The sequence below is a fragment of the Streptomyces monticola genome, from assembly GCF_042665355.1.
Classification (GTDB): Bacteria; Actinomycetota; Actinomycetes; order Streptomycetales; family Streptomycetaceae; genus Streptomyces; species Streptomyces monticola.
On the sequence record NZ_JBHTCF010000003.1, the window covers coordinates 568,200 to 591,928 of the forward strand.

Annotated in this window: 24 protein-coding genes; 14 read left to right on the forward strand and 10 right to left on the reverse strand. The window is 68.4% G+C overall.

The window, feature by feature from the left end; all coding sequences use genetic code 11:
* The first annotated feature begins 42 nt into the window (after nt 1-42).
* Nucleotides 43-495, forward strand: coding sequence for a potassium channel family protein (locus ACFQVC_RS10985; RefSeq protein WP_381829572.1), 453 nt, complete (start codon nt 43-45; stop codon nt 493-495).
* 96 nt (nt 496-591) lie between these two features.
* Entirely contained in the window at nt 592-1,014 is a 423-nt protein-coding gene (locus ACFQVC_RS10990; RefSeq protein WP_381829462.1) for an SHOCT domain-containing protein, read from the forward strand.
* 70 nt (nt 1,015-1,084) lie between these two features.
* Here ACFQVC_RS10990 and ACFQVC_RS10995 read toward each other — a convergent pair whose 3' ends face one another.
* Both ACFQVC_RS10995 and ACFQVC_RS11000 read right to left on the reverse strand, forming a co-directional pair.
* Nucleotides 1,085-2,032, reverse strand: a complete 948-nt coding sequence (locus ACFQVC_RS10995; protein WP_381829464.1) for a S8 family peptidase — start codon at nt 2,030-2,032, stop codon at nt 1,085-1,087.
* A gap of 494 nt (nt 2,033-2,526) precedes the next feature.
* On the reverse strand, nt 2,527-3,546 hold the full coding sequence (locus ACFQVC_RS11000) for a DUF389 domain-containing protein (protein ID WP_381829466.1): 1,020 nt from the start codon (nt 3,544-3,546) through the stop codon (nt 2,527-2,529).
* Between the two features lie 280 nt (nt 3,547-3,826).
* Here ACFQVC_RS11000 and ACFQVC_RS11005 point away from each other — a divergent pair, with 280 nt between their 5' ends.
* The 6 genes from ACFQVC_RS11005 (at nt 3,827) to ACFQVC_RS11030 (ending at nt 10,095) form a co-directional block, all read left to right on the forward strand.
* Nucleotides 3,827-5,074, forward strand: coding sequence for a cation:proton antiporter (locus ACFQVC_RS11005; protein ID WP_381829468.1), 1,248 nt, complete (start codon nt 3,827-3,829; stop codon nt 5,072-5,074).
* Nucleotides 5,075-5,338: 264 nt separating this feature from the next.
* Nucleotides 5,339-5,830 carry a hypothetical protein gene (locus tag ACFQVC_RS11010; protein ID WP_381829470.1) on the forward strand — a complete coding sequence of 164 codons (492 nt, stop codon included), beginning with the start codon at nt 5,339-5,341 and terminating at the stop codon, nt 5,828-5,830.
* 137 nt (nt 5,831-5,967) lie between these two features.
* A complete protein-coding gene (locus ACFQVC_RS11015) occupies nt 5,968-7,341 on the forward strand; it encodes a DUF2252 domain-containing protein (RefSeq protein ID WP_381829472.1) in 1,374 nt (457 codons plus the stop codon).
* A 39-nt stretch (nt 7,342-7,380) separates the two neighbouring features.
* Nucleotides 7,381-7,920: a DUF6069 family protein gene (locus ACFQVC_RS11020; protein ID WP_381829474.1), complete on the forward strand. Its 540-nt coding sequence runs from the start codon at nt 7,381-7,383 to the stop codon at nt 7,918-7,920.
* 341 nt (nt 7,921-8,261) lie between these two features.
* Complete coding sequence (locus ACFQVC_RS11025; protein ID WP_381829475.1) at nt 8,262-9,617, forward strand: restriction endonuclease fold toxin-2 domain-containing protein; 1,356 nt, start codon at nt 8,262-8,264, stop codon at nt 9,615-9,617.
* A 220-nt stretch (nt 9,618-9,837) separates the two neighbouring features.
* Complete coding sequence (locus ACFQVC_RS11030; protein ID WP_381829477.1) at nt 9,838-10,095, forward strand: hypothetical protein; 258 nt, start codon at nt 9,838-9,840, stop codon at nt 10,093-10,095.
* 245 nt (nt 10,096-10,340) lie between these two features.
* Here the strand turns inward: ACFQVC_RS11030 and ACFQVC_RS11035 are convergent, their stop codons facing one another.
* Nucleotides 10,341-10,895, reverse strand: a complete 555-nt coding sequence (locus ACFQVC_RS11035) for an SMI1/KNR4 family protein (RefSeq protein ID WP_381829479.1) — start codon at nt 10,893-10,895, stop codon at nt 10,341-10,343.
* A gap of 313 nt (nt 10,896-11,208) precedes the next feature.
* Between ACFQVC_RS11035 and ACFQVC_RS11040 the strand changes: the two genes are divergently transcribed.
* Both ACFQVC_RS11040 and ACFQVC_RS11045 read left to right on the forward strand, forming a co-directional pair.
* A complete protein-coding gene (locus ACFQVC_RS11040; protein ID WP_381829481.1) occupies nt 11,209-11,439 on the forward strand; it encodes a hypothetical protein in 231 nt (76 codons plus the stop codon).
* Nucleotides 11,436-11,846, forward strand: a complete 411-nt coding sequence (locus tag ACFQVC_RS11045; RefSeq protein ID WP_381829483.1) for a PIN domain-containing protein — start codon at nt 11,436-11,438, stop codon at nt 11,844-11,846. The genes ACFQVC_RS11040 and ACFQVC_RS11045 overlap by 4 nt, the downstream gene beginning before the upstream one ends.
* A 465-nt stretch (nt 11,847-12,311) precedes the next feature.
* Here the strand turns inward: ACFQVC_RS11045 and ACFQVC_RS11050 are convergent, their stop codons facing one another.
* The 7 genes from ACFQVC_RS11050 to ACFQVC_RS11080 form a co-directional block, all read right to left on the reverse strand.
* Nucleotides 12,312-13,448 carry an acyltransferase family protein gene (locus ACFQVC_RS11050; protein WP_381829485.1) on the reverse strand — a complete coding sequence of 379 codons (1,137 nt, stop codon included), beginning with the start codon at nt 13,446-13,448 and terminating at the stop codon, nt 12,312-12,314.
* 91 nt (nt 13,449-13,539) lie between these two features.
* Nucleotides 13,540-14,058, reverse strand: coding sequence for a hypothetical protein (locus ACFQVC_RS11055; protein ID WP_381829487.1), 519 nt, complete (start codon nt 14,056-14,058; stop codon nt 13,540-13,542).
* 146 nt (nt 14,059-14,204) lie between these two features.
* A complete protein-coding gene (locus tag ACFQVC_RS11060; protein ID WP_381829489.1) occupies nt 14,205-15,446 on the reverse strand; it encodes a glycosyltransferase in 1,242 nt (413 codons plus the stop codon).
* Between the two features lie 72 nt (nt 15,447-15,518).
* Nucleotides 15,519-16,229 carry a histidine phosphatase family protein gene (locus ACFQVC_RS11065; protein ID WP_381829491.1) on the reverse strand — a complete coding sequence of 237 codons (711 nt, stop codon included), beginning with the start codon at nt 16,227-16,229 and terminating at the stop codon, nt 15,519-15,521.
* On the reverse strand, nt 16,226-16,486 hold the full coding sequence (locus ACFQVC_RS11070; RefSeq protein ID WP_381829493.1) for a hypothetical protein: 261 nt from the start codon (nt 16,484-16,486) through the stop codon (nt 16,226-16,228). The genes ACFQVC_RS11065 and ACFQVC_RS11070 overlap by 4 nt, the downstream gene beginning before the upstream one ends.
* On the reverse strand, nt 16,483-17,883 hold the full coding sequence (locus ACFQVC_RS11075; RefSeq protein WP_381829495.1) for a class I adenylate-forming enzyme family protein: 1,401 nt from the start codon (nt 17,881-17,883) through the stop codon (nt 16,483-16,485). The genes ACFQVC_RS11070 and ACFQVC_RS11075 overlap by 4 nt, the downstream gene beginning before the upstream one ends.
* The gene (locus ACFQVC_RS11080; protein WP_381829497.1) at nt 17,880-18,923 is read right to left on the reverse strand and encodes a ketoacyl-ACP synthase III family protein; all 1,044 of its coding nucleotides are present in this window, start codon (nt 18,921-18,923) and stop codon (nt 17,880-17,882) included. Before ACFQVC_RS11080 ends, ACFQVC_RS11075 begins: the two co-directional genes overlap by 4 nt.
* A 197-nt stretch (nt 18,924-19,120) precedes the next feature.
* On the opposite strand from ACFQVC_RS11080, the gene ACFQVC_RS11085 reads away from it, so the two are divergent.
* The 4 genes from ACFQVC_RS11085 to ACFQVC_RS11100 all read left to right on the forward strand — a co-directional run bounded on the left by ACFQVC_RS11085 (nt 19,121) and on the right by ACFQVC_RS11100 (nt 22,987).
* Nucleotides 19,121-20,626, forward strand: a complete 1,506-nt coding sequence (locus ACFQVC_RS11085) for an HAL/PAL/TAL family ammonia-lyase (RefSeq protein WP_381829499.1) — start codon at nt 19,121-19,123, stop codon at nt 20,624-20,626.
* Nucleotides 20,623-21,531, forward strand: coding sequence for a hypothetical protein (locus tag ACFQVC_RS11090; protein ID WP_381829501.1), 909 nt, complete (start codon nt 20,623-20,625; stop codon nt 21,529-21,531). Before ACFQVC_RS11085 ends, ACFQVC_RS11090 begins: the two co-directional genes overlap by 4 nt.
* Nucleotides 21,528-22,208, forward strand: a complete 681-nt coding sequence (locus ACFQVC_RS11095; protein ID WP_381829503.1) for an O-methyltransferase — start codon at nt 21,528-21,530, stop codon at nt 22,206-22,208. The genes ACFQVC_RS11090 and ACFQVC_RS11095 overlap by 4 nt, the downstream gene beginning before the upstream one ends.
* A gap of 281 nt (nt 22,209-22,489) precedes the next feature.
* Nucleotides 22,490-22,987, forward strand: a complete 498-nt coding sequence (locus ACFQVC_RS11100; RefSeq protein ID WP_381829505.1) for an ATP-binding protein — start codon at nt 22,490-22,492, stop codon at nt 22,985-22,987.
* Nucleotides 22,988-23,729: the final 742 nt, after the last annotated feature.

Genomic DNA, 23,729 nt, shown 5'->3' on the forward strand with positions numbered 1-23,729 from the left:
CAGGCGCGGGCGTGGGCCGGCGGGGGCCTGCTCGCGGTCGCGATGGTCGCGGCCTACTTCCTCCTCCCCCTCAACCGGCTCGGCCCGCATCGCCCCGTCCTGAGCTGGACGCTCTTCGCCCTGGCGCTCGCTCTGGTCGCCGCGCTCCTCATGCGGCAGATCCGCGACGTACTCCTGCACACGCCCGACGGCCGCCACGGACTCGCCATCGCCCTCCTCATGTGCCTCGCCGTCCTGGTGTTCTCGGCCGGCTACTTCGCTCTCGCCAAACAACCCGGCGCGGTGACGGGCCTGGAGACGCGGATCGACGCGCTCTACTTCACCGCGGTGACCCTGGCGACCATCGGCTACGGCGATATCGCCGCGCACGGCCAGACGGCCCGGGCCGTGGTCCTGGTGCAGATCCTCTACAACTTCGTCTTCCTCACCGCGGCGGCCACCGCGCTCAGCCGCAGCTGGCGCGGCCGGATCGGCGGAGGGCCGCGGTCTCGCTGACGCCCGCGGCCACGGCGGCCGCACGAGATGCCCAGTCCCGCATATCGCCAGATACTTACCGAAAATATCGACTGACCCGAGGGACGGAGCTTCACGATGGACGACTATCCGCTGCTCAACCTCTTCTGGACCATGCTCTGGTTCTTCCTCTGGATCATGTGGCTGTTCCTGCTGTTCAAGGTCGTCATGGATATCTTCCGGGACCACGAACTGGGCGGCTGGGGCAAGGCGGGCTGGCTGGTCTTCTGCATCGTGCTGCCCTATCTCGGCGTCCTTGTCTACGTGATCGCGCGCGGCACGGGCATGGGCAAGCGGGACGCGAAGCAGGCCAAGGAGAACGAGGCGGCGTTGCGCGCGTACATCCGCGACGCCGCGGGCTCCGGCGACGGCAGTGGCGGCAGCAGCGCTGGCAGCAGTGGCAGCGGCGTGGACGAACTGGCCCGGCTTGCGGAGCTGAAGGAGAAGGGCATCCTCACGGACGAGGAGTTCGAGAAGGCCAAGTCCAGGGTGCTGGCCTGACCGGCACGACAACAGCCCGAACGGGGCGGACGCTGCGGCGTCCGCCCCCTTCGCGTGCGCATCGGACGCGTCAGCCGGTGGGCGCGTTCACCGCGGCTTGGGCGTCGACATTGCCCAGACCGAGCTTGGGCAGCTCGTCGGGGTTCTTCGCCGTGGAGCGGATGGCGCTCATGATCTCGTCCGGTGAGCGGTCCTGCTGGTGCAGGAGCGCCGCGACCGCGGAGACGTACGGGGCGGCCATGGAGGTGCCGTCGAGCTCGCCGTAGCCCGAGTCGTTCTTCACGGTCTCCTTGGTCGTGTACGTCGGAAGCGTCGAGAGGATCTTCACGCCCGGGGCGGAAACGGCTTCCTGCGCACCGAAGTTGGAGAAGTCGGCGGGCTTGCCGTTCTGGTCGCTCGCGCCGACCACCAGGACCGGGGTGTCCACCTTGTACGGCTGCAGGGCGGTGCCGTCGTTGCCGGCGGCGGCCACCACGACCGCACCCTTGCTGTGGGCGTGCGTGATGGCCTGGTTGAGGACGCCGCCCTTGAGCAGACGGGCCATCAGACCGGACTCGCCGAGCGAGAGGTTGATGACGTCGGCGCCGTGGTTGGCGGCCCACACGATGCCCTGGGTGATGTCGCCGTCCTTGCCTGAGCCGTCGGCGCCCAGGACCCGCACCGGCATGATCTTCGCGCCCGGAGCGCCGCCCGCGATGCCCGTGCCGTTGTCGGTGTGGGCCGCCGCGATACCCGACACATGGGTGCCGTGACCGTTGAGGTCCTTGGGTTCGTCGTCTCCGTCGACGAAGTCGTGGCCGTCGACCAGGCGCCCCTTCAGATCGGGGTGGTCGAGGTCGGCACCGGTGTCGACGACGGCGATCACCGTGTCGTCGCCCTTGGCCTTGTCCCACGCGGCGGGGAGCTTCAGGGAGTCGAGCGCCCACTGCTTGTTCCGCATCGGGTCCGGCTCGCTGTCGCTGCCACAGCCGGTGGCGAGCGCGGCGGCGGCCACGGCCACCGCCGTACAGAGTCTCAACAGTCTCAGCGGGGAGTCACGCAGGCCGCCTCGCCGCCCGGCGGGCGTGGACGGCTGTTGCGCGGGCGGTCCTGCGGAGTGCGACGGCTGAACCATCCCCACCTCGATTCCGGCTGGCGGCCGCAAGGGGCCGTCGGCGTGACACGGTCTGAACCGAGCCTCGGCCGGGGCTGGCCGGCGTGCCAGGCGTGTGGGCCGTACGGGTGGCGCCACGCCACAGGCGTGCCCGCGCTGCGCCGATCGCGCCGCGCTCCGCCGGTGCGTCGGATCCGCCCGGTCTCCGCCGGTGCGTCGGATCCGCCCGCGCTCCACCACGTGCGCCGGATCCGGCCGGTCTCCTTCAAATGCGTCAGACCCGGCCGGTCTCCTCCACGTGCGTCAGACCCGGCCGGTCTCCTCCACGTGCGTCGGATCCGGCCGGTCTCCTCCACGTGCGCCGGATCCGGCCGGTCTCCTTCAAATGCGTCAGACCCGGCCGGTCTCCTCCACGTGCGTCAGACCCGGCCGGTCTCCTCCACCGTGCACGACGTGCCGCCGGCCGGGCACCAGTGAGTCCTGCCGCCCACCAGATGGAGCTCCAGGTCGGCGTCCCCGACGCCACTGTGGTCGAGGGCCACGCGCAGGGCGCCGGGTGCAGGGTGCGGGGGCAGGCCGAGCACGCCCACCACGACGACTCCGTTGCGGGCCTCGACCGAGGCGAGCTGCCACTTCCCGGCGGCGGCCCACCGCTCGGCCACCGGCCGGGCGCCGGCGGCGAGTTGCCGGTCACGGGCGACGGAGAGGGAACCGGTGGTCAGCGGCACCGCGACGAGGACGACCATGGCCGTCACGCCGACGAGACTCCGGCCGCGGAACTCGCCCACGGGAAGGTCCGCGGCGCGGGCGCCCTCACGAACCCCGTAGAGCAGGAAGACCAGGGTGCCGGTGGCCACGATGGCCGCGACGTTGGTGGTGAAGAGCAGCGCCGACTGGAACGCGTCGTGGTAGCGCCCCACCGTGAGCAGCAGCCCGGTGACGGACAGCGGGGGCACCAGTGAGATCGCGATGGCGACGCCCGGCAGGGTGTCGGAGACATCCGAGCGCACCAGCGCGAACGCGCCGACGGTGCCGGTGGCCAGGGCGGCGAGCAGATCGATGAGGCGCGGGCTGATCCGCGACGACACCTGGCTGTTCGACGCGAAGGCATCGGGCGGCGCGACAAGCCAGCCCATCAGCAGGCCGATGGCCACCACCGCCAGGGCTCCGCCGATGACGAGCAGCACGCTGCGGGCCAGGTGGTGCCGGTCGGCGAGGACGAGGGCCAGGGCACTGCCGAGGATGGGCGTCATCAGCGGGGCGACGATCATCGCGCCGATCACCGTCGCGGTCGAGTCCCCGACCACGCCTGCGCTCGCGATGACCGAGGCGAGCACCAGCAGAACCCAGAAGCGCGTGGAGCTCGGACTGCGCCAATTGCGCTCGATGAAGAGCGTCTTGGCCATCCGCTCCGCGGCCGCCGCGTCGATAGGTGCCATGCCCGCTCCGCTGCCCTGAGTAGCCTTGAGGAAGTCTGGTGCGCTTTGGCCGTGCCCCAAAGGGGCGCGGGGCTGTGTCGATATGCCGCTCCGCCGCGCTGGGGGTACACCCGGCGGTAGCTGGGGGAGCGACAAGGCACGATGCACCCGCAGATGGTGCACCGGACTTCCCGCGGAGCGGCTCAGCTCCGTCATGCAGGCCCCAGGTTCCCTCTGGGGCCTGGATCCGGCACCTACTCCCCGGTTGTCGGTTTTGGCCGAGTTTATTTAGATACGGGATATGACGCAGCCCGGGACTCTGATCCTGATCATGGCCATCGCGGTACTCGCGCCTCTGCTGGCCTACCGGGTGAACCGCTGGGTCCCCGTCCCGCTGGTCATCTTCGAGATCGTCCTCGGCATCCTCATCGGCCCTGATGTCCTCGCCCTGGCCCAGCACGACGAGTTCACCGACGGCCTGGCCGACTTCGGCCTGGCCATGCTGATCTTCCTGGCCGGATACGAGATCGACTTCGCCGCCGTACGCGGTGACACCCTGCGCCGCTCGACCGGCGCCTGGATGATCTCGATCGCCGCGGGCCTCGGCATCGCCTTCGCGCTCACCGGCGCCGAGGTGAACAAGAGCTTCGTCATCGGCACCGCGCTCACCAGCACGGCGCTCGGCACGGTCCTGCCGATTCTGCGGGACTCCGGCGATCTGCGCGGCCGCTTCGGCACGGTGGTCCTCGCCTTCGGCGCGGTCGGCGAGTTCGGGCCGATCATCGCGATGGCGCTGCTGCTCAGCGGCCGCGGAGCGGGTGAATCCACGGTGCTCCTCATCGTGTTCGCCGCGGTCACGGCGGCGGCCGTGTTCTGGGCGCTGCGGCCCCGGCCGCCCTGGTTCGCCCGGATCATCGCCAACACCCTGCACAGCAGCGGCCAGTTCGCGGTCCGGTACGTGATGCTGCTGCTCGCCGCGATGCTGGGCCTGTCGCACGCGTTCGGCATCGACGTACTCCTCGGTGCCTTCGCCGCGGGTGTGATCAGCCGTCTGATCCTGCACGGCGCGGCTCCCGAGAGCAGCGGCGAGATCCTCGGCAAGATCGAAGCGATGGGCTTCGGCTTCTTCGTCCCGGTGTTCTTCGTCGTCACCGGCATCAACTTCGACCTGAAGGCCCTGCTCGACGGCGGCCGCGCCCTCGTCCTGCTGCCCGTCTTCCTGCTGCTGTTCCTCGTCGTCCGCGGCATCCCGCTGTATCTCCTGGCCCCTTCCGACCTGTCCCGCCGCGACCGCACCGCCCTGACCCTGTACGGCTCCACGTGTCTGCCGCTCGTCGTCGCCATCACCACGATCGGCCTGGACGACAAGAGCATCAGCTCCAGCGAGGCCGCCGCGCTGGTCGGTGCCGCCATGGTCTCCGTCCTCGTGTTTCCCCTGCTGGCCCTCAAGTTCCGTTCGGGGCGCGGCGAATCAGCCGCGGACCGTGCCGGGCACGGCGAGGGGAGCGACCGGCCCTCCAGGGCGGGCGAGGCCTCGGAGTCCTGGTGAGCGCCGGCCGTCGAGCACGGAGTGGCGACGGGGCGAGGCTCCCGGGTCCGGGGCGCGGCGGCCCGTATTGGGCCATCCGGGTGGCGTACGCCGGGCGCCACGGCGGACCCTGAACGGCGCCGCGGAGCCGCACTGTTCCGGGTCGGCGGCTCCGCCGGCGGGCGCCTCGGACACGTGGCCGGGTCGCAGCTCCGGGGGCCGGTGGCCACAGTGGTGACAGGCGCGGGCCGTCGGCCCGGCAGGACCAGTACGGCGGGAGAGACGATGAGCATGCTTCGGCGTCGGATCCGGATGGTGTGCGTCGCGGGCTTGGTGGCCGGCACGGCGGTGACGGCCGCCGGCTGCTCGGACAGCGACGGTGACCCCTCCTCCAAGGTGTCGCAAGCAGCGTCGGCGGCGTCGTCCGTGGCGGGCGAGGCCTCCTCCGCGCTCTCCTCGGCGACCGCGGCCGCCAAGGAGAAGCTCGACAAGTTCAAGGACGGCATCGACGCCAAGGGCGATGTGAAGGTGGGCGGCACCTCGACCGACGGCGACGGCCGCACGACCGCGCCGGTCACGGCGACCAACGGCGGTGACAAAGAGGCCGAGTACATGGTGCAGGTCAACTTCCGCAACGCCGACAAGAAGCTGCTCGACACGGTGGTCGTGACGGTGCCCTCGGTGAAGGCGGGCGGCTCCGGCGAGGCCACCGCGCGCAGCACCCACAAGCTCTCCGGGGACGTCACGGCCGAGGTCGGAAGGGCGCTGCGGCACTGACCCGTTGGGGCCACCGGTCCGCGGACTTGGCGGCACCGGCCCCGGGACCGAATCTGCGGCACCGCACAGCGGCCCCCGGGGCACCGACCGCCAGCGCCCTGCCGCGCAGACGCGCATCGCATCCGATGGAGGCTCCCATGAGCGCCCGGCCGACCCCGGCCACCCCGGCCACCCCCGCCTCCCCCGACGCGCGCGCCCAGCTGGGCAAGGCCGCCCGCAAGCGCGCCCCGCGCTCCTCGCACGGCACCTGGCAGCCCGCGGCCGAACGGACCGATCCGCTGGACCTGTTGGAGCAGCAGGCCGCGACCCGCCTCCCCGACCTGCTCCCGATCCGCTACGCGCGCATGTCCTCGTCGCCCTTCGTGTTTCTGCGCGGCGCGGCCGCGGTCATGGCCGCCGATCTGGCCGCGCAGCCGCACACCAGGCTCACGGTGCAGCTGTGCGGCGACGCGCATCTGCTCAACTTCGGTCTGTACGCGTCGCCGGAGCGTGCCCTCGTGTTCGACGTCAACGACTTCGACGAGACGCTGCCGGGCCCCTTCGAGTGGGACGTCAAGCGCCTGGCCACGAGCATCGCCGTCGCCGCCCGCGACAACGGCTTCACCGACGCCGAGGCGCGGAGCGCGGTCCTCGCGTCCGTGGAGTCGTACCGCCTCACCATGCGCCGTCTCGCCGGGCTCGGTGAACTCGCCGTCTGGTACGAGCGCGTGGACACGCAGGACGTTCTCGCACTCGTGGGCACGCAGGACCGCCGTCGCGTGCGGACGACCCTCGCGCGTGCCCGGCAGCGCACCAGCCTCCAGGCCCTCGACAAACTCACCGAGGTCGAGGGCGGCCGCCGACGGTTCCTGCACGACCCGCCGCTGCTGCAGCCGATCGGCGCGGCGCTCCGGGCGGCCGTCGGCGAGGTGTTCGCCGAGTACCGCTCCACGCTGCCCGAGGAGCGCCGTGTTCTCCTCGACCGCTTCCACGTGGTCGACGCGGCCCGCAAGGTAGTGGGCGCCGGCAGCGTCGGCATCCGCTGCTTCGTGGCGCTCCTGGAGGGGCGCGACGCCGACGACCCGCTCTTCCTCCAGATCAAGGAGGCCGAACCCTCCGTCCTTGAACGGCACTTGGGCCCGAGTCCGCACGAGCACCACGGCCGCCGGGTGGTCGCCGGACAACGTCTGATGCAGGCCACCAGCGATATCTTCCTCGGCTGGGTCACCGGGCCCGAGGGCCGCCACTACTACTGGCGCCAGCTGCGCGACATGAAGGGCTCGGCCGATGTCACCACGATGCGGCCGCGCCTGCTGTCGCGGTACGCGGGCCTCTGCGGCCGCACCCTGGCCCGCGCCCACGCCCGTACCGGCGACCGCATCGCGATAGCCAACTACCTGGGCCGCGCCGACACGTTCGACCGCGCCGTCACCGCCTTCGCGACGCGCTACGCCGACCAGAGCGCCGCCGACTACGCCCTGCTCACGGCGGCCATCGCCGCGGGCGCGATACGGGCGGCGCCCAGTCCCTGACACACCGACACCACCCCACTACAGGAGCCCGATCCGACCATGAACTCACCCCACTCACCCCACTCACCCCACTCGCCCAACTCCCCGCAGGCCCCGCACTCTTCACGCCCCTCGCACGCTCCTCAGGGCCGCCCCGCCACGGCCCACTACAGCGCGGGCACCCCGCGTCTGGAGGCCGGGCGGCTGTGGGCGGGCGGCATCATGACCGCCCTGGTCGCGGCCCTCACAGCCGTGGTCGCCCTGCTTCTGGTACGCGGCGTCCTGGGCATCGCGGTCTTCGCCCCGGAAGGCGACGGAGCGATGGGCAACGCCACCACGGGGATGCTGGCCGGGGGCGCGGCCGTGGCCGCGCTCATCGCCACGGCACTGCTGCACCTGCTGATCCTCGCCACCCCGCAGCCGGCCCGGTTCTTCACCTGGATCGTCACGCTCGCCACGGCCGTCCTGGTGCTGCTGCCGTTCACCATGGCCCTGACCACCGCGGCCCGCCTCGGCACGGCCGCCGTCTACATCGTCATCGGCGCCACGATCGGCTCGCTCCTGACGTCGGTCGCCCGTGGAGCGGTACGCCGCACGTGACCTAGGGTGAAACCCGCGCCCAGCGGAGGAGGCCGGAGCACCCTGCAGAATCCCGAGAAGTTCCTCTGCCTCGGCGGCCTCGCCCTGATGGGCGCCTTCACCGCCCTGGCGTTCGGCCCGCGGTTCACCGTCCTCGCGGCAGCCCTTCTGGCCACCGTGTTCCTCGTCGTGGCCGCGGCCCGGCGGGGCGTCGCCGCCCTGCGCGCGGGCCGGCGGCGCCTGGCGCAAGGCCACCCTCGACCAGGCCGGCGAGACCGCGGACGCGGTGGAGAACTTCTTCCGCAAGTTCGTCGGCAAGAGCCCACCGCCCGCCCACCCAGGTCAGCGAGGACGAAACCCTCATGGCCAACCTGCCCACCGCAGGCAAGATGCTCGCCAACGCCTGCGAGGCGTACGCGGACCACATCGACTCCGCACTGCAGCGCCTGCCGGCGGAATCGAACCCGCTCACCGGTGAGCCGCAGCCGATCTGGGAACGGCCCATGTTCGGCGGCGACGGCCCAGACGGCGGCCTGCATGAACTCCTCGCGAGCGACATGCACATCACCCGCCTCGGCCACATCCCGCCCGTACTGGACACCGCGCAATCGCGGGTGAAGATGCCCCAGCCGGACGGAGGCGGACTCCTGTCCAACCTGCCGTCCTTCATCGCGCCACTCATCCGCGTACCCACGATGATCCCGGCTGCGTACCGGCCGCCGGTAGGTCCACGCGTGCAGCCCGTCCCTCCACCCACACCGCCGGACCCCCGGTTCCCGACCCTCACCGGCCCACAGCACCAGAACTCCCAGACGTGGCTCAACTCGCTGCGCGCCGGCGACGTCTCCGGCGGCAAGCCAGCGGAGATCGCCTACCAGAAGCGCGTCGCCGGATACCCGGAGTACGAGGTGCCCATCCCTCCCGGCATCAGCAAGTACAGCACGCTGATGGTGTACGGCTTCCGCGACGGCATGGCCATCAAAGCGAAGTACGTCAACAACCCCGAAAAGAAGTGCTACCGGTCACTGGACGAACTGCGCGAGAACCATCAATCAGGCAAGAAGGACTTCCTGTACGACAAGGGCCGCAAAGAGCTCGCGAAGTACTCCGCCGCCCTCAACGACCCCAGGAACACCGAAATGCGGGGCGTAGAAACCGTCACCAACAACAACGACTCGGTCGCCTACTGGCGGATCACGATGGCCGCCTATGGCGTCAGGGCTACGCACGCCACGTGCCCTAATCCAGTCCCCACTGAGAGAGGAACCATGGAGGCCGACCAGATCGCCGAGCTGCGCACCATGTACGTCTTCGGCCCGGCCGAAGGCGAGACGTGGGGACTGACCTTCGCCGCGTTGGAGCGGAAGCTCCGTGAGTGCAATCCCGATGAGTTCATCCGTGTCGAGGAAGCCGGCGACGGCCCTCTGGACAGCGGCACGACGATGCACTTCGGCATCACGCTGGACGATGAAGACCTTGAAGGCATGGCCAAGCTGGACTCGGAAGGGGTGTCCATCACGGACTGCACAGCCCCCCTCGCTGCCGAGTTCGCGGTCTGGCTCCGCCAGAACGTCGTCCCCGACGGCACCGCCCTGACCTTCAACACGGAGTGGGGACTGGAAGAGGACCTGCCCGACGCGCTCGTACCAGACGCGACGCAGGAAGAGCTGGCTTCCCTGTTCGTCGCGCGCATCGAGGAGACTGGCGGACTGGACTGACGTGTCGCCGAGGCAGACGCGGTCTGACACCGCCGCGCTGCCAGACCCCTCCATGAATCAGAATTCGAGCCGCCGAGAGGTCGCGGGCCAGATCTAGGCGGCGAACGGGGCACGCTACTGGCCCGCCGCACTGCTCCAGAACTTCTTCGAGGAGAGTTGCTCCGCGGACGGCCGGCCCCTGGACGAGGCGTATGAGGAGGTCCTGGGCAAAAGCAACCCGGTGGACTTCTGGACGGCGGTCGAGGAGCGGCTCGCAGCCGGGCACATGCGGCTCCTGCTCGTGGCCGACCGCATTCCGCTGGAGCTGCAGGCGATCGTGGATTTCCTGAACCGGCAGATGCGCCAGACCGACGTGTACGCGGTCGAGCCGGCCTACCGAGGTTCCGTCTGCCTCCAAGTCACCGTCCGGTATGAGCAGCTCGCCGAAGTGGACGCGGGCTCTGTATGCGCACAGTCTTGGAACCAAGCTTCGATGTGATGCCATGCATCACTCGCAGATCCGGACGCCATATGAGCTCCGCTGGTTGAGGAAAGTGGCGCCCCACTCTGCGCTGATGTGTAAATCCAGGCACCAGACGCTCACACCCCCTGCACCCAACATCTCAATGCCCCGGTTATGCACGAATGGGACTCGTCCCGGGATATCAAGCCAGTTCGACGTATCCGGAATTCGATTGGGAGGGCCGGCCCAGCTGCTGCCGAAGACTCCTACTCTCCGGAGCCTCACACTTCCTCTGTCCAGACCAGTGTGCCAGGAAAGTCCGGGGACTCATTCGTGGCCTCCCACTCCTCATCGCCGGGGAGTGTGGCGATCCACGGCGGAGGCGAGTCCAGCACATTTGCCGTGAACTCCAGGACACTTCCGAGGGAAGCCCATAGCGGATCGTCACTCCCGATATAGCCGGTTGCGGAGAATTCCACGTCACACTTTCCGATTTGACCCGTTACAGTATCGACAATCAATTGCGTACGCCCCAAGCATCCAATGGCCACACCGTGAGGTTTTGCCCCCTGCTGGGATCTCGCTCCATCTGCACCTACGTATGCTTCTGCGATGCTGCCCACGTCGTACAGCGTGTACCCGATGGGGATAACTTCGACGAGTCCTGATCCGTTGTGCCGCAGCAACGATTCCCGGACGTCCGAGGGAAGTTGGAGCCCGATGCGCTCCTGGAGTCGGTCTAGTTCACCCTGTGTCGCCGGCCCCGGCAACTCGTCTTCAGGCGCGTACCGCCCCAGCCACGACTCAATCTTCTCCCACGATTCGTTTACGGTCACCGAGGCGCTCCTTCGGAATGAAAGCGAACGTGCACGGCGCCCCTGAGGAGGGACGCCGTGCACGCCAGCCGGTGGGGGTCTTACCCGCAGGGTTGGCCGGACGTCATGGCGAACGTTCCGGCTCTTGGGCGGTCGGCAGGACGACAAGGGAGTGCCGAAGTCCTGGAGCCGCCCATCGAGTAGTCGAGTTTGGCTTGTGACAGGCGTGTACTGGTGGAGACCAACCTGAAGGAAACGAACCGAGGTCGGTAGATGGTGGGATCACGATAGTGGGCACCTTCATCGGAGACTCGGCTGGAACATCTCCGTCTCGATGCCCTCGGAACTCCTCGGTGCCCTGCGTACGCGCGCCGGCAAGCGCGGCGTGTCCGCGTACGTGACCGCAGCGGTCCGGCATCAACTCGCGATGGACGGCCTCGCCGAGATCGTGGCCGCCTACGAAGCCGAGCACGAACCGCTGAGCGAGGCCGAGATCCAGGCCGCGCAGCGCGAACTGTTCGGTGACGCACCGGCGCCCTACGCGTCGAACGACAGCGCCGCATGAAGGAGCCTGCGGCCAGGTCCCTGGTGCTGGACTCCCAGGCACTGTCGCTGCTGCTGCGTAACGACCGCCAGATGGTCACCCGGATCGAGGCCGCACGGCGCGTGGGCGTGCCCGTTCTCGTGTCGGCTCTGACGGTGGTGGAGGCCGTCTACGGGAAGACAGATACCTCGCAGCTGCGCTGGGTGCTCTCCCGGCTTCAGGTCCAAGACGTCACCCAGGCGGACAGTCTCACCGCGGTGCAGCTGCTGAGCGACTCCGAGGGCCTGCACGGCCACAAGTACGCCATCGACGCCCTCGTCGCCTCGATGGCGCTCCGCTCCCCGGCACCCGTACTTGTGCTGACCTCGGACCGCGACGACTGGTCCAAACTGTGCGGCGGCGACCGCGTACAGATCAAGGACGTCTGAGCTTGGAGTTTGCACCCGCGATCAAATGAGGGCCTAGAGGCCCTTTCTCGCTGCCCGGACTGGCGTCTCCGCCCTCGCCCTCCACGGCGGCGCCCAGGGTTGCGTGAATTTCAGCCACAAGGCATGCGAGCATCCAAGTCAATTACACATCCATTCTTGATTCATTCGTACGCATACGGACCATCTCGCCGGACATAGCGCAGCCGGGTGCGCCCGTTTCGGATCAGGGGAGCAAGCCGGATCCCGCCGCCGCACCGCCGGCCGCCCCCGACGGCGAGGCTCGACCGGAGCTGTCCCGACGACCTGGTCGCCGTGGTCGGCGACCTCGTGGACGGCTTGGTGAACGACCGCCGCTCAGCAGTGAGGAGCACGACGACGGCCCCCGGCTCTGGCCGATGAACTAGGTAGCCGAGCTGGCCAACCTCGCCGCAAACGCGCGCCGCACCCCCAAGCGGCACCCTCGGCCTATGCGATGTTCGGCACGACGCCCGCCGGTCGGCAGACGACGCGCATGATCGGCATCTCCACACAGCGGTACATCAGCACGGCGACAGCCAACGACCCGACGACACAGTAGGCGATGACGCCGAACGCACCGGCCCCGGACGTGAAGCGAGTCAGTCCGAAGACGTGGGACCCGGCGTAGAAGACCAGCCAGTGCGTCATGTAGAGGGCGAAGGAGATCTCGCCGAGCCAGACCATCACTCCGGTTCGCAGCAGGGATCTCCGTCCCTTGCGGTCAGCATCGGCCGCAGAACAAATGATCAGGGCGCAAGGAATCACGGTGGCCGCAGTCATCGAGAACAGAGTGGGCACCTTGAGCATCCCCAAGAAGCCGGCCACGGCGATGAGTCCTGCCGGGGTCAGGCCGAGCCGGATCCACCGGCCTTCAAGGACGATCCGCGCCAGCAGAATGCCGAGGACGAAGTCGAGTACACGTACCGGCGGAAAGAGGTAGACAAACCAGGCTTGGTGGAAGGAGACGGCGGGCAGAGGCGGAGGCAACAGCGGATGGGCCGGCAGGAATTGCGCGACCACCGGTACGGAGAAGATCAGTGCGACGGTGAGACCTGCCGCCCACCAAAGTCCATCCGCGGGAATACGCCGCAGTGCCCTGAGCAGCCATGGAAAAAGCGCGTAGAACAGCGCCTCGCAGCACAGCGACCAACTCACCGGGTTCACATTGTTGTTGATGAACGAAGGATGGGGAATCCACCCGTGGAACAGCAGGAGCTTACTCCCGGCCGCGGCGGCCAGCACCTGCTCACCGGCCCAGGCCACCAGCAGGACCGAGATGATCCAGGCGATGGCGTGGGTCGGATAGATCTTGGCGAACCGGCGCAGCCAGAAATGACTGGCTGTGTCGCCGGGCCGGGAGGAATAGGTGAGCACGAAGCCACTGAGCACGAAGAAGAACCCGACGGCGATCCCCCCGGACCGCCCGGCGAGGTCAATCATGCCGGACGGCGCCTCGGGGCCGAAGAGTAGTCCGGACGTGACGAAGTGACTGAAGAACACGAGGGCTGCCGCGAGGAAGCGAAGGCCGGTGAGCGAGTCCAGTCTCCGGCCGTACGCGGGGAACGCGGCGAGATCTGTCGTCACGTTGTCGCCTCCTCTTCCGTGGCACTTCTTGGTGTTTGACGCGGAGGGAGCGGTCGCGCTGCGGCACGACCGCTCCGCTCAGGTCCCGGACTCAGGGCCTGCTGAAGACCGCGGTGGCGGTGGTGCCGCCCGGGGTCGCCGTTCCCGACACGATCAACTCGGCGCCGGGGAAGCGGGTGCTGTCCTCCGTCACGTACGAGGTGGCGACGGCGGTCCTGTCACCGTCCACCGCGGCGTCCGTGTGAGGTTCGGAGATGACGTGGGATTCGGTGCCGTCGTCCCACACGATGGTGCTCCGGTGCTCGCCGACCCCCGAGAATCCCATGCGCTGCGCGTCGTCGACATGGACCGTGCCCTTGAGGACTCCGTTGATCGGCCGATCGTTCTCATCAACGCACGTGATCCGCATATCGGCAGTCACCTTCACGTCCACCTCCGGACGAGTGGAAGTGTCGTCCAGCGAATAGTCGTAAGTCTCCGTGCCGGTGGACTGGCAGTTGGCGAGGATTCCCGTGTCAGCCGAGGCCGGCACGGTGAAGAATCCCAGCCCGGCCACCGCCACGGAGACAGCAGCCGCCGCCAGAGTGGCTCGCCTCGCGTTTTCCTTCATGTCACGCTCTCCTTCTCTCTTCTGATGGTCACCGTTCTCATCAGATCCCATCGGCCCATACTTTCCTGGCAGTCGGGAATTTCCCGCGCCTCGCCGTAAGCGGCGTGTCATCCGGCCTGAAGTGTGCAAATCCGTACAGGCGCTCACTATTTGTCGATTGGGCTGCGCTCGCGGGCTGCCGCACGATAGACATCGAGAATCCCCTTCATCCATGCAGCAGCGGTGAAGTGCGCGGCGACATGGTCCAGGCATGGCCGGTGAAAGTGATCGCGCCCCATGCGGAGCACCGACAGCAGGCCGCTCCCCAGGGCCGCTGCGTCGCGTACAGGCACGAGGGCTCCGACGTCGGGGCTGCCGACCGTCCATGCCAGGCCGCCCACCCGGGTGGCGACCACTGGGGTCCCGCAAGCCATCGATTCGACCGCCACCAGGCCGAACGGCTCGTAGTGCGAGGGGACAGCCGTGACATCCGCGGCGCTGTAGTAGAGGGCCGTCTTGTCGTGTGCCACAGATCCGCGCAGGTCCACACTGCTCCGGACGTCGTGCTCCTGCGCAAGGTCGGTGAGCGGGCGGGTCTCGTCGTCGGCGGTGGCACCGGTGCCACCGCCGACGACGAGGAGGCGTGCCCGCGGATGCCGTTCGTGGACTCGTACGAACGCGTCGACGAGGTCCTGCCACCCCTTGCGGGGTTCGAGCCGTCCGAGATACAGGATCACGGGGATGCCGGAAGGAATTCCGAGCGCGTCGCGGGCCGCGTGCTGCGGGATCGGCTGAAGTGCCGTGCCGTCAGTTCCCGGCGGTACCAGGTGTGTTCGCAGAGCAGGTGCCCCGAGCAGGTGCTCCACGTCGTGCGCCTCGCTGGGGCAGCTCACCACCAAGGCATCGGCTCGGCGGGCGATGCGCCGTTCCGCCGCGTCACGCGCGGAGAAGGGCTCCGGCCCGGCTGCCCGGGGGATGTGGGCCAGGGCTGCTCTGCGCGCCGCCCCCAGGGAGTGGTAGGTGTGCACCACCGGGACCTTGTGGTGCTGCGCGAGCCGCAGCGCCACTTGGCCGGAGTACCAGTAGTGGCTGTGCACCACGTCGTAGCCGCCGGAGCGCCGGTACAGGCTATCGGCGCCCTCCGCGAAGTCGGTCAGAACCTCGCCGAACCGGTCGCGCGGGAGGGGGCCCGGAGTTCCTGCCCGCAGGCGGATCACCTGTGCCCCCGGCGCGATCTGCTCCCGGCGCGGCAGGTGGGGCGCTTCCCATCGCGTGGCGACGTCCACCGTGCAGCCGTGCCCGGCGAGCGCCGCGGCGAGTTGGCGTACGTAAACGTTCTGTCCGCCCTGAAACCCGCTGCCGGGGCTGGCCAGTGGGTCGGCGTGGTCGGAAATGAGAAGCACCCGCATGGTCGTTCGTCCCGGTTCCCTTCTGGCACGGGCCGCCTCCTGGCCGGCCCGCTCGACGCACGGGCCGGCCAGTCAGGAGGCGGTGATGTGGGCGGTGTCGTTGTGCGCCTGAAGGTCCCAGCGCAGGCCCAGTTGGGGCCGATGGCGTTCCCAGGGCTCCCTGCGCCACCGGGTGATGGCGGCGTTGGCGACGGTCACAGGCAAGGGGCCCGGCCATCTCGGGGGGAGGCCGAGAAAGATGTGATGGGCGGCGTTGATGGCTTCGCCGTGCGTGATGAGCAACAGCCGGTGTCCTTCGTGGCTTTGAAGGATCGAGTCGAGAACGCGTCGGATCCGGTCCACGTACGTGGACCAGGACTCGGCGCCGACCGCTGGAGCCCGCCAGGGCTGCAGCACCGGGTTACCCTCGCAGGTCGAGTGCAGGACGACGCGAGGCAGGCCGTCGGCTTCGCCGAGGTCCTGTTCCCGCAGGTCCGGCTGAACACGCAGGGGAAGGTTCAGCGCCTCGGCGACCGGCTCTGCGGTTTCCACCGCCCTCAAGCGGGGGCTGCAGTACAACGCGTCCACCCGGGACCGGTTGTCGGCCTGCCTGGCGGCCAGCCGATCAGCCAGCCGGCGCGCCTGATCGTGTCCCTGCCGTGTCAGACCTCGGCAGCCGAGCGGCCCTCCGACTGTGTCCTCGACGTTGCACCACGCCTGGGCGTGCCGGACGAACATCAGCTCGCGTTTCGACTCCAGGACTTGTTGCAGCACTTGGCTGCCGTCGGTGGCGGCCCCCGTCACCGGGCCCGTCCCTGGCGGGTGAGGTGGTCATGGATGGAATCGACCGACTGGAAGGTGAGCAGCGAGGCACCCTGCGCGAGGGACAGGCCGGTGCGCTGTTCCAGCTTGCTGAGGAGCCAGATCACGGCGATCGAGTCGAGTGCGAGATCCGTGTCGTCGAGGCGATCGTCGTCGTGACTGATCAGCGTGGTGCCCAGACAGCTGAGATCCCACAGCAGACGCCGAATTTCCCGCTTGTCCACAGTCGCTGCCGTCACGCTCGCACCCCCCTGTTCGCTTTTCCTGAAGTTGTGCGCGGCAGGTCCGTGCCGATGCGCCAGTGCCGCGGAATCTTGAAGTCGCTGAGCTGGCCGCGGCACCAGGACGTGAGCTCCTGACCGGTTACGGCGCTGTCGGCGGCCACGTACGCCTCGATGATGAGCCGTGGGTGGCCGGGCACCGCGGAGTCGACCGCACGACACACCGCCATCGCCTCTGTGACCTGCGGATGAGCATTCAGGGCCGTCTCGACCTCCGTGAGGTCCACCTTCAGTCCGCCGATGATGCACACCGAGTCGGCGCGGCCCAACAGGGAGAGGACCCGGGAGCCGGGAGCGAGTTCGGCACGGTCGAAGGTGCGGAGCCAGCCGTCGCTGTAGCGGTCGGGCAGATCGGCGTACAGGTACGGGTCGCCGTCCGCCCTGATGAAGAGTTCGCCGTCGGTGATCCGCACGTCGACGCCTGGCAGGACGCGGCCGACGGCCGGTGGTTCGAGGTCACCGGTGAGATCCGTGGCGATAGCGCCCACTTCTGTCATGCCGTACGCCTGGCCGACGGGCACTCCGTAGCGGTGGAGGAAGCGCTGCCTGACCACGGAGGGCAGGACGTCGCCACAGGAAACGGCGAGCCGCAGTCCTGTCGGGCGCGTGCCGCCGGCAGCCTGGCTGAGCAAGTCGAAGTGGACTGGCACCCCGAAGACGGCGTGCACATCGGCCGCATGGGCGCAAGTGAGCAGGTCGTCAGGGCTGATCCGCCCGGGCAGGACGAGCGTGGCACCCACCCGCAGACTGTGCAGAACGCCTGCGGCCAGACCGAAGCCGTGGGTGAGCGAGGCAAGGAGCAGAACCCGTTCGCCCTGCGTGGGCATCCCCGGATTGCGGGCATGGCGGTCGACGTCGGCCAGGAGCGACGGGCCGGATCGCGCGACGATCTTCGGTTGCCCGGTGGTCCCGGAACTGCACTGGATCAGGGCGACGGCCGATTCGCCCGGCGGGCTGTCACCGATCCGCTCGATCGAGACATCGACGGTGTCCGTGGTGCCGACCAGGAGATCAGGCACGGTGGTGGACGTGACCCGGTGTGCCGGCCGGATCCGTGCGAGCACGGACCGGACTTCGGCCGGCTTCATCCGCGTGTCCAGGAGCAGGACCTGAGCCCCTTCCGCCCACAGGGCGAAGAGCCACCACAGCAGAGTCAGGCTCGGCGGCAACTGCACGGCGACCGGACTTCCGGCAACAACACCGTGCGCGCGCAACCGGGCGCGCACGGCATCCATCTCGCGCTGCAGCCTGCCGTAGGTGATCTGCCCGGCACCCTGCGCCCATACGGTTTCGGGGTCCGCAGCGGCGATCGGCTCCAGCCCCCACCACGGGACGCCAGGCGCCCCGGGTGTCATCGCTGCCATCCTGGACCGGCCTGAACCAGGACGGTCGACCACGTCGTGCCTCCGCCGCCTCCTACGAGGACCGCGATCTCTCCACAGCGGAGCATGCCTCGATCGCGCATTTCGACGATATTCGCGAGCTGATCCCCCGCACCGATATGGCCTGTATGTTCACCGAAGGCCACCACCTCCGCATGGGCGAGGCAGTCAAATACAGTGCCGTAATTCAGGCCGATTCCCGCCGTGTCGGCACGCGGCAGCAGTACGTAACGGATTCGCTTGTCATCGGGTTTGATTCCCGCATCGTCCAGAGCTCGCGAGAGGGAAATGCGGGCCCATTTCCGCATTTTCAGAGCGAAATCCAAATCCTCCATGTAGGGAAGATTGTTCCCGTCGAAAAAGACCGCTTTGTTCCACATCGGAGCCGGCGTGAAGTCGGGTTCACCGCGGAAGATCACTTCAAATTCCGGGTCCGTCGTCTGCACCACCGAAAGGAGTGCGAGCGTCGTGGGGGTGTCACCGGCCCGCCGCACCAGTGCGGCCGTGGCGCCGTCGCCGAAGCCGTACGGAAGACCGACACCGGGATGTTCCCAGCGGTTCCAGCCGGGTGGGGCGAAGCGATCGGCGGTTGTCAGGAGCACCGCCTCGGCCTCGGGGTCGGCCAGAAACCTGGTTGCCGCCAGCTCCAGGGCGAACATGGCGCCATTACAGTTCTGTTGAATCGTCACGGGGGTGGCGTGCGGAGGTGTTCCCAACTCACGCGCGATGTAGTGGGCCGCGCTCCAGAAGTCGTGCCCTTGGTGGTACAGGTGGCTGTGGAACAGCACGTTCAGCCGGGCAGCCTCCCAGCCCCCCTCCGCCAGGCACGCGCGCGCCGCGAGCGTCGCCATCTCAGGGGCCGCCAACTCACGGGAGACCGGCAGCGACTTCACCCTCAATTGCGGCAAGCCGAAATCCGGAACCCCGAGACCGTCGTAATCCGGCGGAAGTTCGAATTCCTCAGGAATCCAAGTGGCGACCGACGCAATATCGACTGCACCGTCGACTCTCACGACTGAACTCCTTGCAGCGGACGGGACAGGGGTGATTCTTCTATCACCCCTCGGCAAGGAAACCTGCATCCCTTCACCCAAACCAGTGAAGACTTACATTATAGGAGGAACGCATTATTAGCGTCCCTCGATTTGGTTCTGCAATTCCCCACTACGATGAATCTGTCTTGGCCGTTCCTCGAGGGAGTTTCAGCACCATGTCGACTTCGATGCTCGCTCCGGCCGACATGGTCGTCGACGGCACCTCGCTCGAGCTCGACCGGCTCGAACAGGCGACGGCGCCGCTCCGCCTGCGCCTCGCCGAAGACACGCTTGAGCGGGTCGGCCGCTGCCGACGGTTTCTGGAGCAGTGCCTGACGGACGGCCGTCCGGTCTACGGCGCGACGACCGGGTTCGGCCCGCTCGTGAACTACGCAGGCCGCGAGAGCGCCGCCGAGCAGTGCGAGAACGCCTTGGCGCACCTGGCCGCGGGTCAGGGGCCCGACCTCGAACGGGCAGTGGTGCGCGCGGCGATGCTCGTGCGGCTGACATCTCTTGCGCGGGGGCACTCCGGGGTGTCACCCCATGTCGTTTCTGCGCTCGCGGACGCTCTTGCCACCAGCTTCGCCCCCGCGGTGCCGCAGCTCGGTTCGCTGGGGGCGAGCGGCGATCTCGTCCCGCTGTCCTATGTCGCGCGGGCCCTGTCCGGCGAGGGCCACGCCTACTTCGACGGCACGCGCATGCCTGCGGCGAAGGCCCTCGGGTTTTCCGGTCTCACTCCCCTGAAACAGGACGGCCGGGACGGGCTGGCCCTGGTCAACGGCACCTCCGTGACTGCTGCGGCGGCGGGCCTCGCCGTGCTGTCGCTGCGCCGGTCGCACGCGACGGCCTTGCGGCTCTCCGCGCTCATGGCGGATCTGCTCGGATGCGGCCAGGCCCACCTGGACCCAGATCTCCTGAACGCCTTCGGGCACTCCCATGTGGCGGATGCCGGGAGAGCGCTGCGACAGAATCTCTCCGGATCGGTTCCCACCGGAACCCGGGCGCTGCAGGAGCCGTACAGCATCCGTTGCGTCCCCCAATTGGCCGGGGCAGCCGCGTCAGCGATCGGATACGCCGAGCACGTCGTGTGCGACGATCTGCAGTCCATCAGCGACAACCCGCTGTTCTTCCCCGAACGAGACGAAGTCGCGCACGGCGGAAACTTCTTCGGCCAGCCGGTTGCCTTTGCCGCCGACCTGCTCTCGATCGTGGCCACCCAGCTCGGCAATCTCGCCGAGCGCCAGCTGGACCTGCTGATCGACCCGCACCGCAACGGCGCTCTGCCGCCGATGCTCTCCCCTGACCCAGGCCGTCAACATGCAGTCCAGGGGGTGCAGTTGACGGCCACCGCTATCGTTGCATCGATGCGGCGAGCAGCCGTTCCGGCCAGCATCCAAAGCCTGCCGACCAACTGGCACAACCAGGATGTGATCCCGTTCGGCACCCAAGCAGCCCTGACAGCCCTGGACCAGGCCAGGCTGCTGCGGTTGCTGCACGGCTCACTGGCCCTGGCGCTGCGCCAGGCCGCTGCCGTCAGTGACCGCACCCTCACAGCCGCGGCGAACACTGCCCTGCTGAACCGGCTTTGCGCGCTCGTCCCGCCGATCGATCAGGACCGTCCGCTGGACCATGAGGTGCGCAAGGTCGCCGATCTGCTCGACGAACTCGACGGTTCTCCATGACGGCCGAGTGCGACCGTATGCAACCCGGCGGCTCCAGCGGGACCGTCGAACCCCTCTGGCTCCCCCCGCCGGGCGAGCCGCCCGGCACGTGTGCGGGGCGCGTTCCTCCCGTCACCGACGAGGCCTGTTTCCTGTACGAGGACGGCCCCGCCCTGCTGGATCCGCCGACGTCGGACCGGGACTTGATCCGCTACCGCTGGATGATCGGACATCAGGCGAGCTTTCACATCTGGCAGTGGCTGGACGCCCGGCTTTCGGTCCTCGCGCACAGCGACCGCCCCGACGACCACGCGGTCCGGGAAGTCGCGCTCGGCTACGACTGCTACTCGGCGCTTCTTCTCTACAGCGGAAGCGGCACCGCGGCACAGTACGAAGCACATGTGCGTACCTCGATGAGGAGACACCATCCCGCGTTCAGCGGACAGTGGGCGCCGGATCATCAACGACTGCCCGCCCTCTGCCGGTCCGTTCTCGACGCAGGCCCCCCGCACGCGATGACTCCGCTACGTGCGGCAATCGACCGCAACCACCTCATCCACAAGGCCGTCGCCGACCGGCTGGTCCCCGGCGGCGCCTCGCTGCTGCGTGGTACAGGGCGACGCCCGGGCACCGCGCCCACGCAGAGCGAACTCGACTGCTACGACGCCTACTTCGGTGTACGGCGTTCCCAGGTGTGCCGCCCCTCCCTCGTGGCACAGCTGGTTCGCCGCATGGCCCAGATCGTGCGTGACGTCTCCCTGAACGGCTTGTATCCGTGGGGCCACGTGACGGCTGCCACCGACTCGCTGCGCTCAGCCGTACAGCGCATCACCGCACAGACGCCACAGCTCTTCACGGCTGCCGCCCGGCTTCAGTACCCCTGCCGCGCCACGTGTGCAACCCCACCCTCAGGAGGAGACCGGTGACCATCTCGCCAGACACCAAGACCGTTGCGGTGACTCCGCAGATCCACACGTACGTACAAACCCAGCTCGAAGCGCCCAGCCGCGCCCAGCATTGGCTCATCGAGCAGACCCATGCGCTCGGCCCGTCGGCCGTGATGCAGATCCCGCGCGAGCAGGGCGTACTGCTGACGATGCTCGTCGCTCTGGCCGGCGCCCGCCGGATCGTCGAGGTCGGTACCTACACCGGATACTCCACCCTCTGTCTGGCGCAAGGCCTGCCAGCCGAAGGAACGGTCATCACGTGCGATCTGTCCGAGGAGTGGACCCGCATCGCTCGAGAGGCCTGGGACATGGCCGAGGTGTCCGACCGTGTCGACCTCAGGCTGGGACCGGCCTCGCAGACGCTCGCCGCGCTTCCCACCGAACCGCATATCGACCTGGTGTTCATCGACGCCGACAAGAAGGAATACGTTGACTACTGGGAGCAGTTGGTCCCGCGCGTACGTCCTGGCGGCCTGTTGATCGCTGACAACGTGCTCTACGGCGGGGACGCCGCGGATCCGGACGCGGACTCGGACGGATCGGGCAACGCCGCCGCCATCCGCGTCTTCAACGAACACGTCCGCTCCGACCGACGCGTCACGAATGTGCTGCTGCCCGTTGCCGACGGCCTCACCCTCGCCCGCAAACTGCCGTAGGCCCGGGGCACCGGCCGACGCCCCCGCCCCTTCAGGGTGCCCTCGGTGATGGGGCACCGCAGACCTGGCTCCTTGACGCGGTTCTTGCGGAGAGTTCCGTCGTCGCTCACCGTCCGGCGCCTGTGCGCCGTGCTCGGAATGTCGCCGGTTGCACCGGCGCCGACGCCTGCGGCCAATCGGCCGTCGCCTCCCTCAACTGGTGCGTCACATACGTCATGTGCTGGCCCGCAGCGCGCTGTCCGGAACTCAGCACGGGCGCCTGCATCCCATCCCAGCGCTAGGTGTCCCCGCATACCGGCAGTCCGGCTGCCGTCGCCCCGCACTACCTGTGCTTCAGGAGGGCGCCACGCCCCATCGCCCCGCACAGCAACGACGGCGATGTCCGGTACGCCGCCTTCGCCTTCCTCCCGGCACCGGAACGCGTTGCGGAGGTACGGCGGGCCGTCACAGCAGTGCTCGCATATTGGGAGGTCGACGAAGACGTACAGGATGTGGCTGTCCTCGCGGTGAGCGAACTGGCGACCAACGCCGTGCTGCACGCCGCGGCATCAACCACGATCACCGTGCTGGTCGAAGTGGCGTCCGACCTCCATGTCGCGGTGCGCGACGCGACCAAGCAGCTCCCCGTGCGCAAAGATCCGCGCGGCACCGACAACGAGAACGGTCGCGGGCTGGCCATAGTGGAGGCCTTGTGCTCGGAGTGGGGAACCACGGTCTACAGCGACGGAACGAAGTCCGTGTGGGCCAACTTTCCTCTGCCCCACAGCAACGCCGGCTGACGTACTGGTCGCCCAAGTCGCCGCGCGCAGCAACCATCCCGCCCCCCCAAGAGCGCTGTTGAGTTCGGAACGCTGACGTACCCCGCAGCACGTCACGCATCGGCAACCCTACGAACCGCAAACTCACCCTGGAGGAGTTCGAGTGGCTATACCGACGGCCCGAGGCAGCCTCAATCACCTCACAGTGCGAACTCGCATGGCATCGCTACGCTGGCGAAGCATTTCGAGCCGCCATTACGAAAACAACGATAGTTCGCGCCGCGCATCACTAGAGTTTAATCGGATGCCTTGGTACTTCCTGCGGCAGTTGGGCCTCGCTAAGGCAGTCGAGTCGCTTGGCCAGGCCACGAGAGATGGCGTTCAGAATCACCATACGCTCCCTCGGTGTCGCTTCCCTTTTCAGATCCCGCGATGATAGCCCCATGGACGCATGAACATACTTGGCGGGGCTCTATAGGCGAGCAAGCCGACCCCATCTTCCCCAGACTGTCCGCCATGCCCGGCTGCTTGTGCAGCAGTTCCGGCCCGTCCTTACTTCCGTACAGGTAAGCGACTTGCTCCATGACCCGGGCGGTCTCAGGAGATCGCCGGTCTGCATGGGACTGTCAGAAAGAAGGCTCTTCCAAGAATTTCGTAGGCGTCAGTTGAGCAGGATGAGCTGGCGTAGGAGGCGGTGTCCGGCTCGGCCGTAGAGCTGCCGTTTGATGAGTTTGACCTTCGTGTTGGCGCCTTCGGTGCGGCC

What these genes read in the sequence shown, in the direction of transcription:
- ACFQVC_RS11020 (WP_381829474.1), top strand. Translation starts at nt 7,381, where the DNA reads ATGAACTCACCCCACTCACCCCACTCACCCCACTCGCCCAACTCCCCG.
- ACFQVC_RS11055 (WP_381829487.1), bottom strand. Translation starts at nt 14,058, where the DNA reads ATGAAGGAAAACGCGAGGCGAGCCACTCTGGCGGCGGCTGCTGTCTCC.
- ACFQVC_RS10990 (WP_381829462.1), top strand. Translation starts at nt 592, where the DNA reads ATGGACGACTATCCGCTGCTCAACCTCTTCTGGACCATGCTCTGGTTC.
- ACFQVC_RS11090 (WP_381829501.1), top strand. Translation starts at nt 20,623, where the DNA reads ATGACGGCCGAGTGCGACCGTATGCAACCCGGCGGCTCCAGCGGGACC.
- ACFQVC_RS11040 (WP_381829481.1), top strand. Translation starts at nt 11,209, where the DNA reads ATGCCCTCGGAACTCCTCGGTGCCCTGCGTACGCGCGCCGGCAAGCGC.
- ACFQVC_RS10985 (WP_381829572.1), top strand. Translation starts at nt 43, where the DNA reads ATGGTCGCGGCCTACTTCCTCCTCCCCCTCAACCGGCTCGGCCCGCAT.
- ACFQVC_RS11000 (WP_381829466.1), bottom strand. Translation starts at nt 3,546, where the DNA reads ATGGCACCTATCGACGCGGCGGCCGCGGAGCGGATGGCCAAGACGCTC.
- ACFQVC_RS11060 (WP_381829489.1), bottom strand. Translation starts at nt 15,446, where the DNA reads ATGCGGGTGCTTCTCATTTCCGACCACGCCGACCCACTGGCCAGCCCC.
- ACFQVC_RS11010 (WP_381829470.1), top strand. Translation starts at nt 5,339, where the DNA reads ATGAGCATGCTTCGGCGTCGGATCCGGATGGTGTGCGTCGCGGGCTTG.
- ACFQVC_RS11015 (WP_381829472.1), top strand. Translation starts at nt 5,968, where the DNA reads ATGAGCGCCCGGCCGACCCCGGCCACCCCGGCCACCCCCGCCTCCCCC.
- ACFQVC_RS11075 (WP_381829495.1), bottom strand. Translation starts at nt 17,883, where the DNA reads ATGACACCCGGGGCGCCTGGCGTCCCGTGGTGGGGGCTGGAGCCGATC.
- ACFQVC_RS11025 (WP_381829475.1), top strand. Translation starts at nt 8,262, where the DNA reads ATGGCCAACCTGCCCACCGCAGGCAAGATGCTCGCCAACGCCTGCGAG.
- ACFQVC_RS11045 (WP_381829483.1), top strand. Translation starts at nt 11,436, where the DNA reads ATGAAGGAGCCTGCGGCCAGGTCCCTGGTGCTGGACTCCCAGGCACTG.
- ACFQVC_RS11005 (WP_381829468.1), top strand. Translation starts at nt 3,827, where the DNA reads ATGACGCAGCCCGGGACTCTGATCCTGATCATGGCCATCGCGGTACTC.
- ACFQVC_RS11085 (WP_381829499.1), top strand. Translation starts at nt 19,121, where the DNA reads ATGTCGACTTCGATGCTCGCTCCGGCCGACATGGTCGTCGACGGCACC.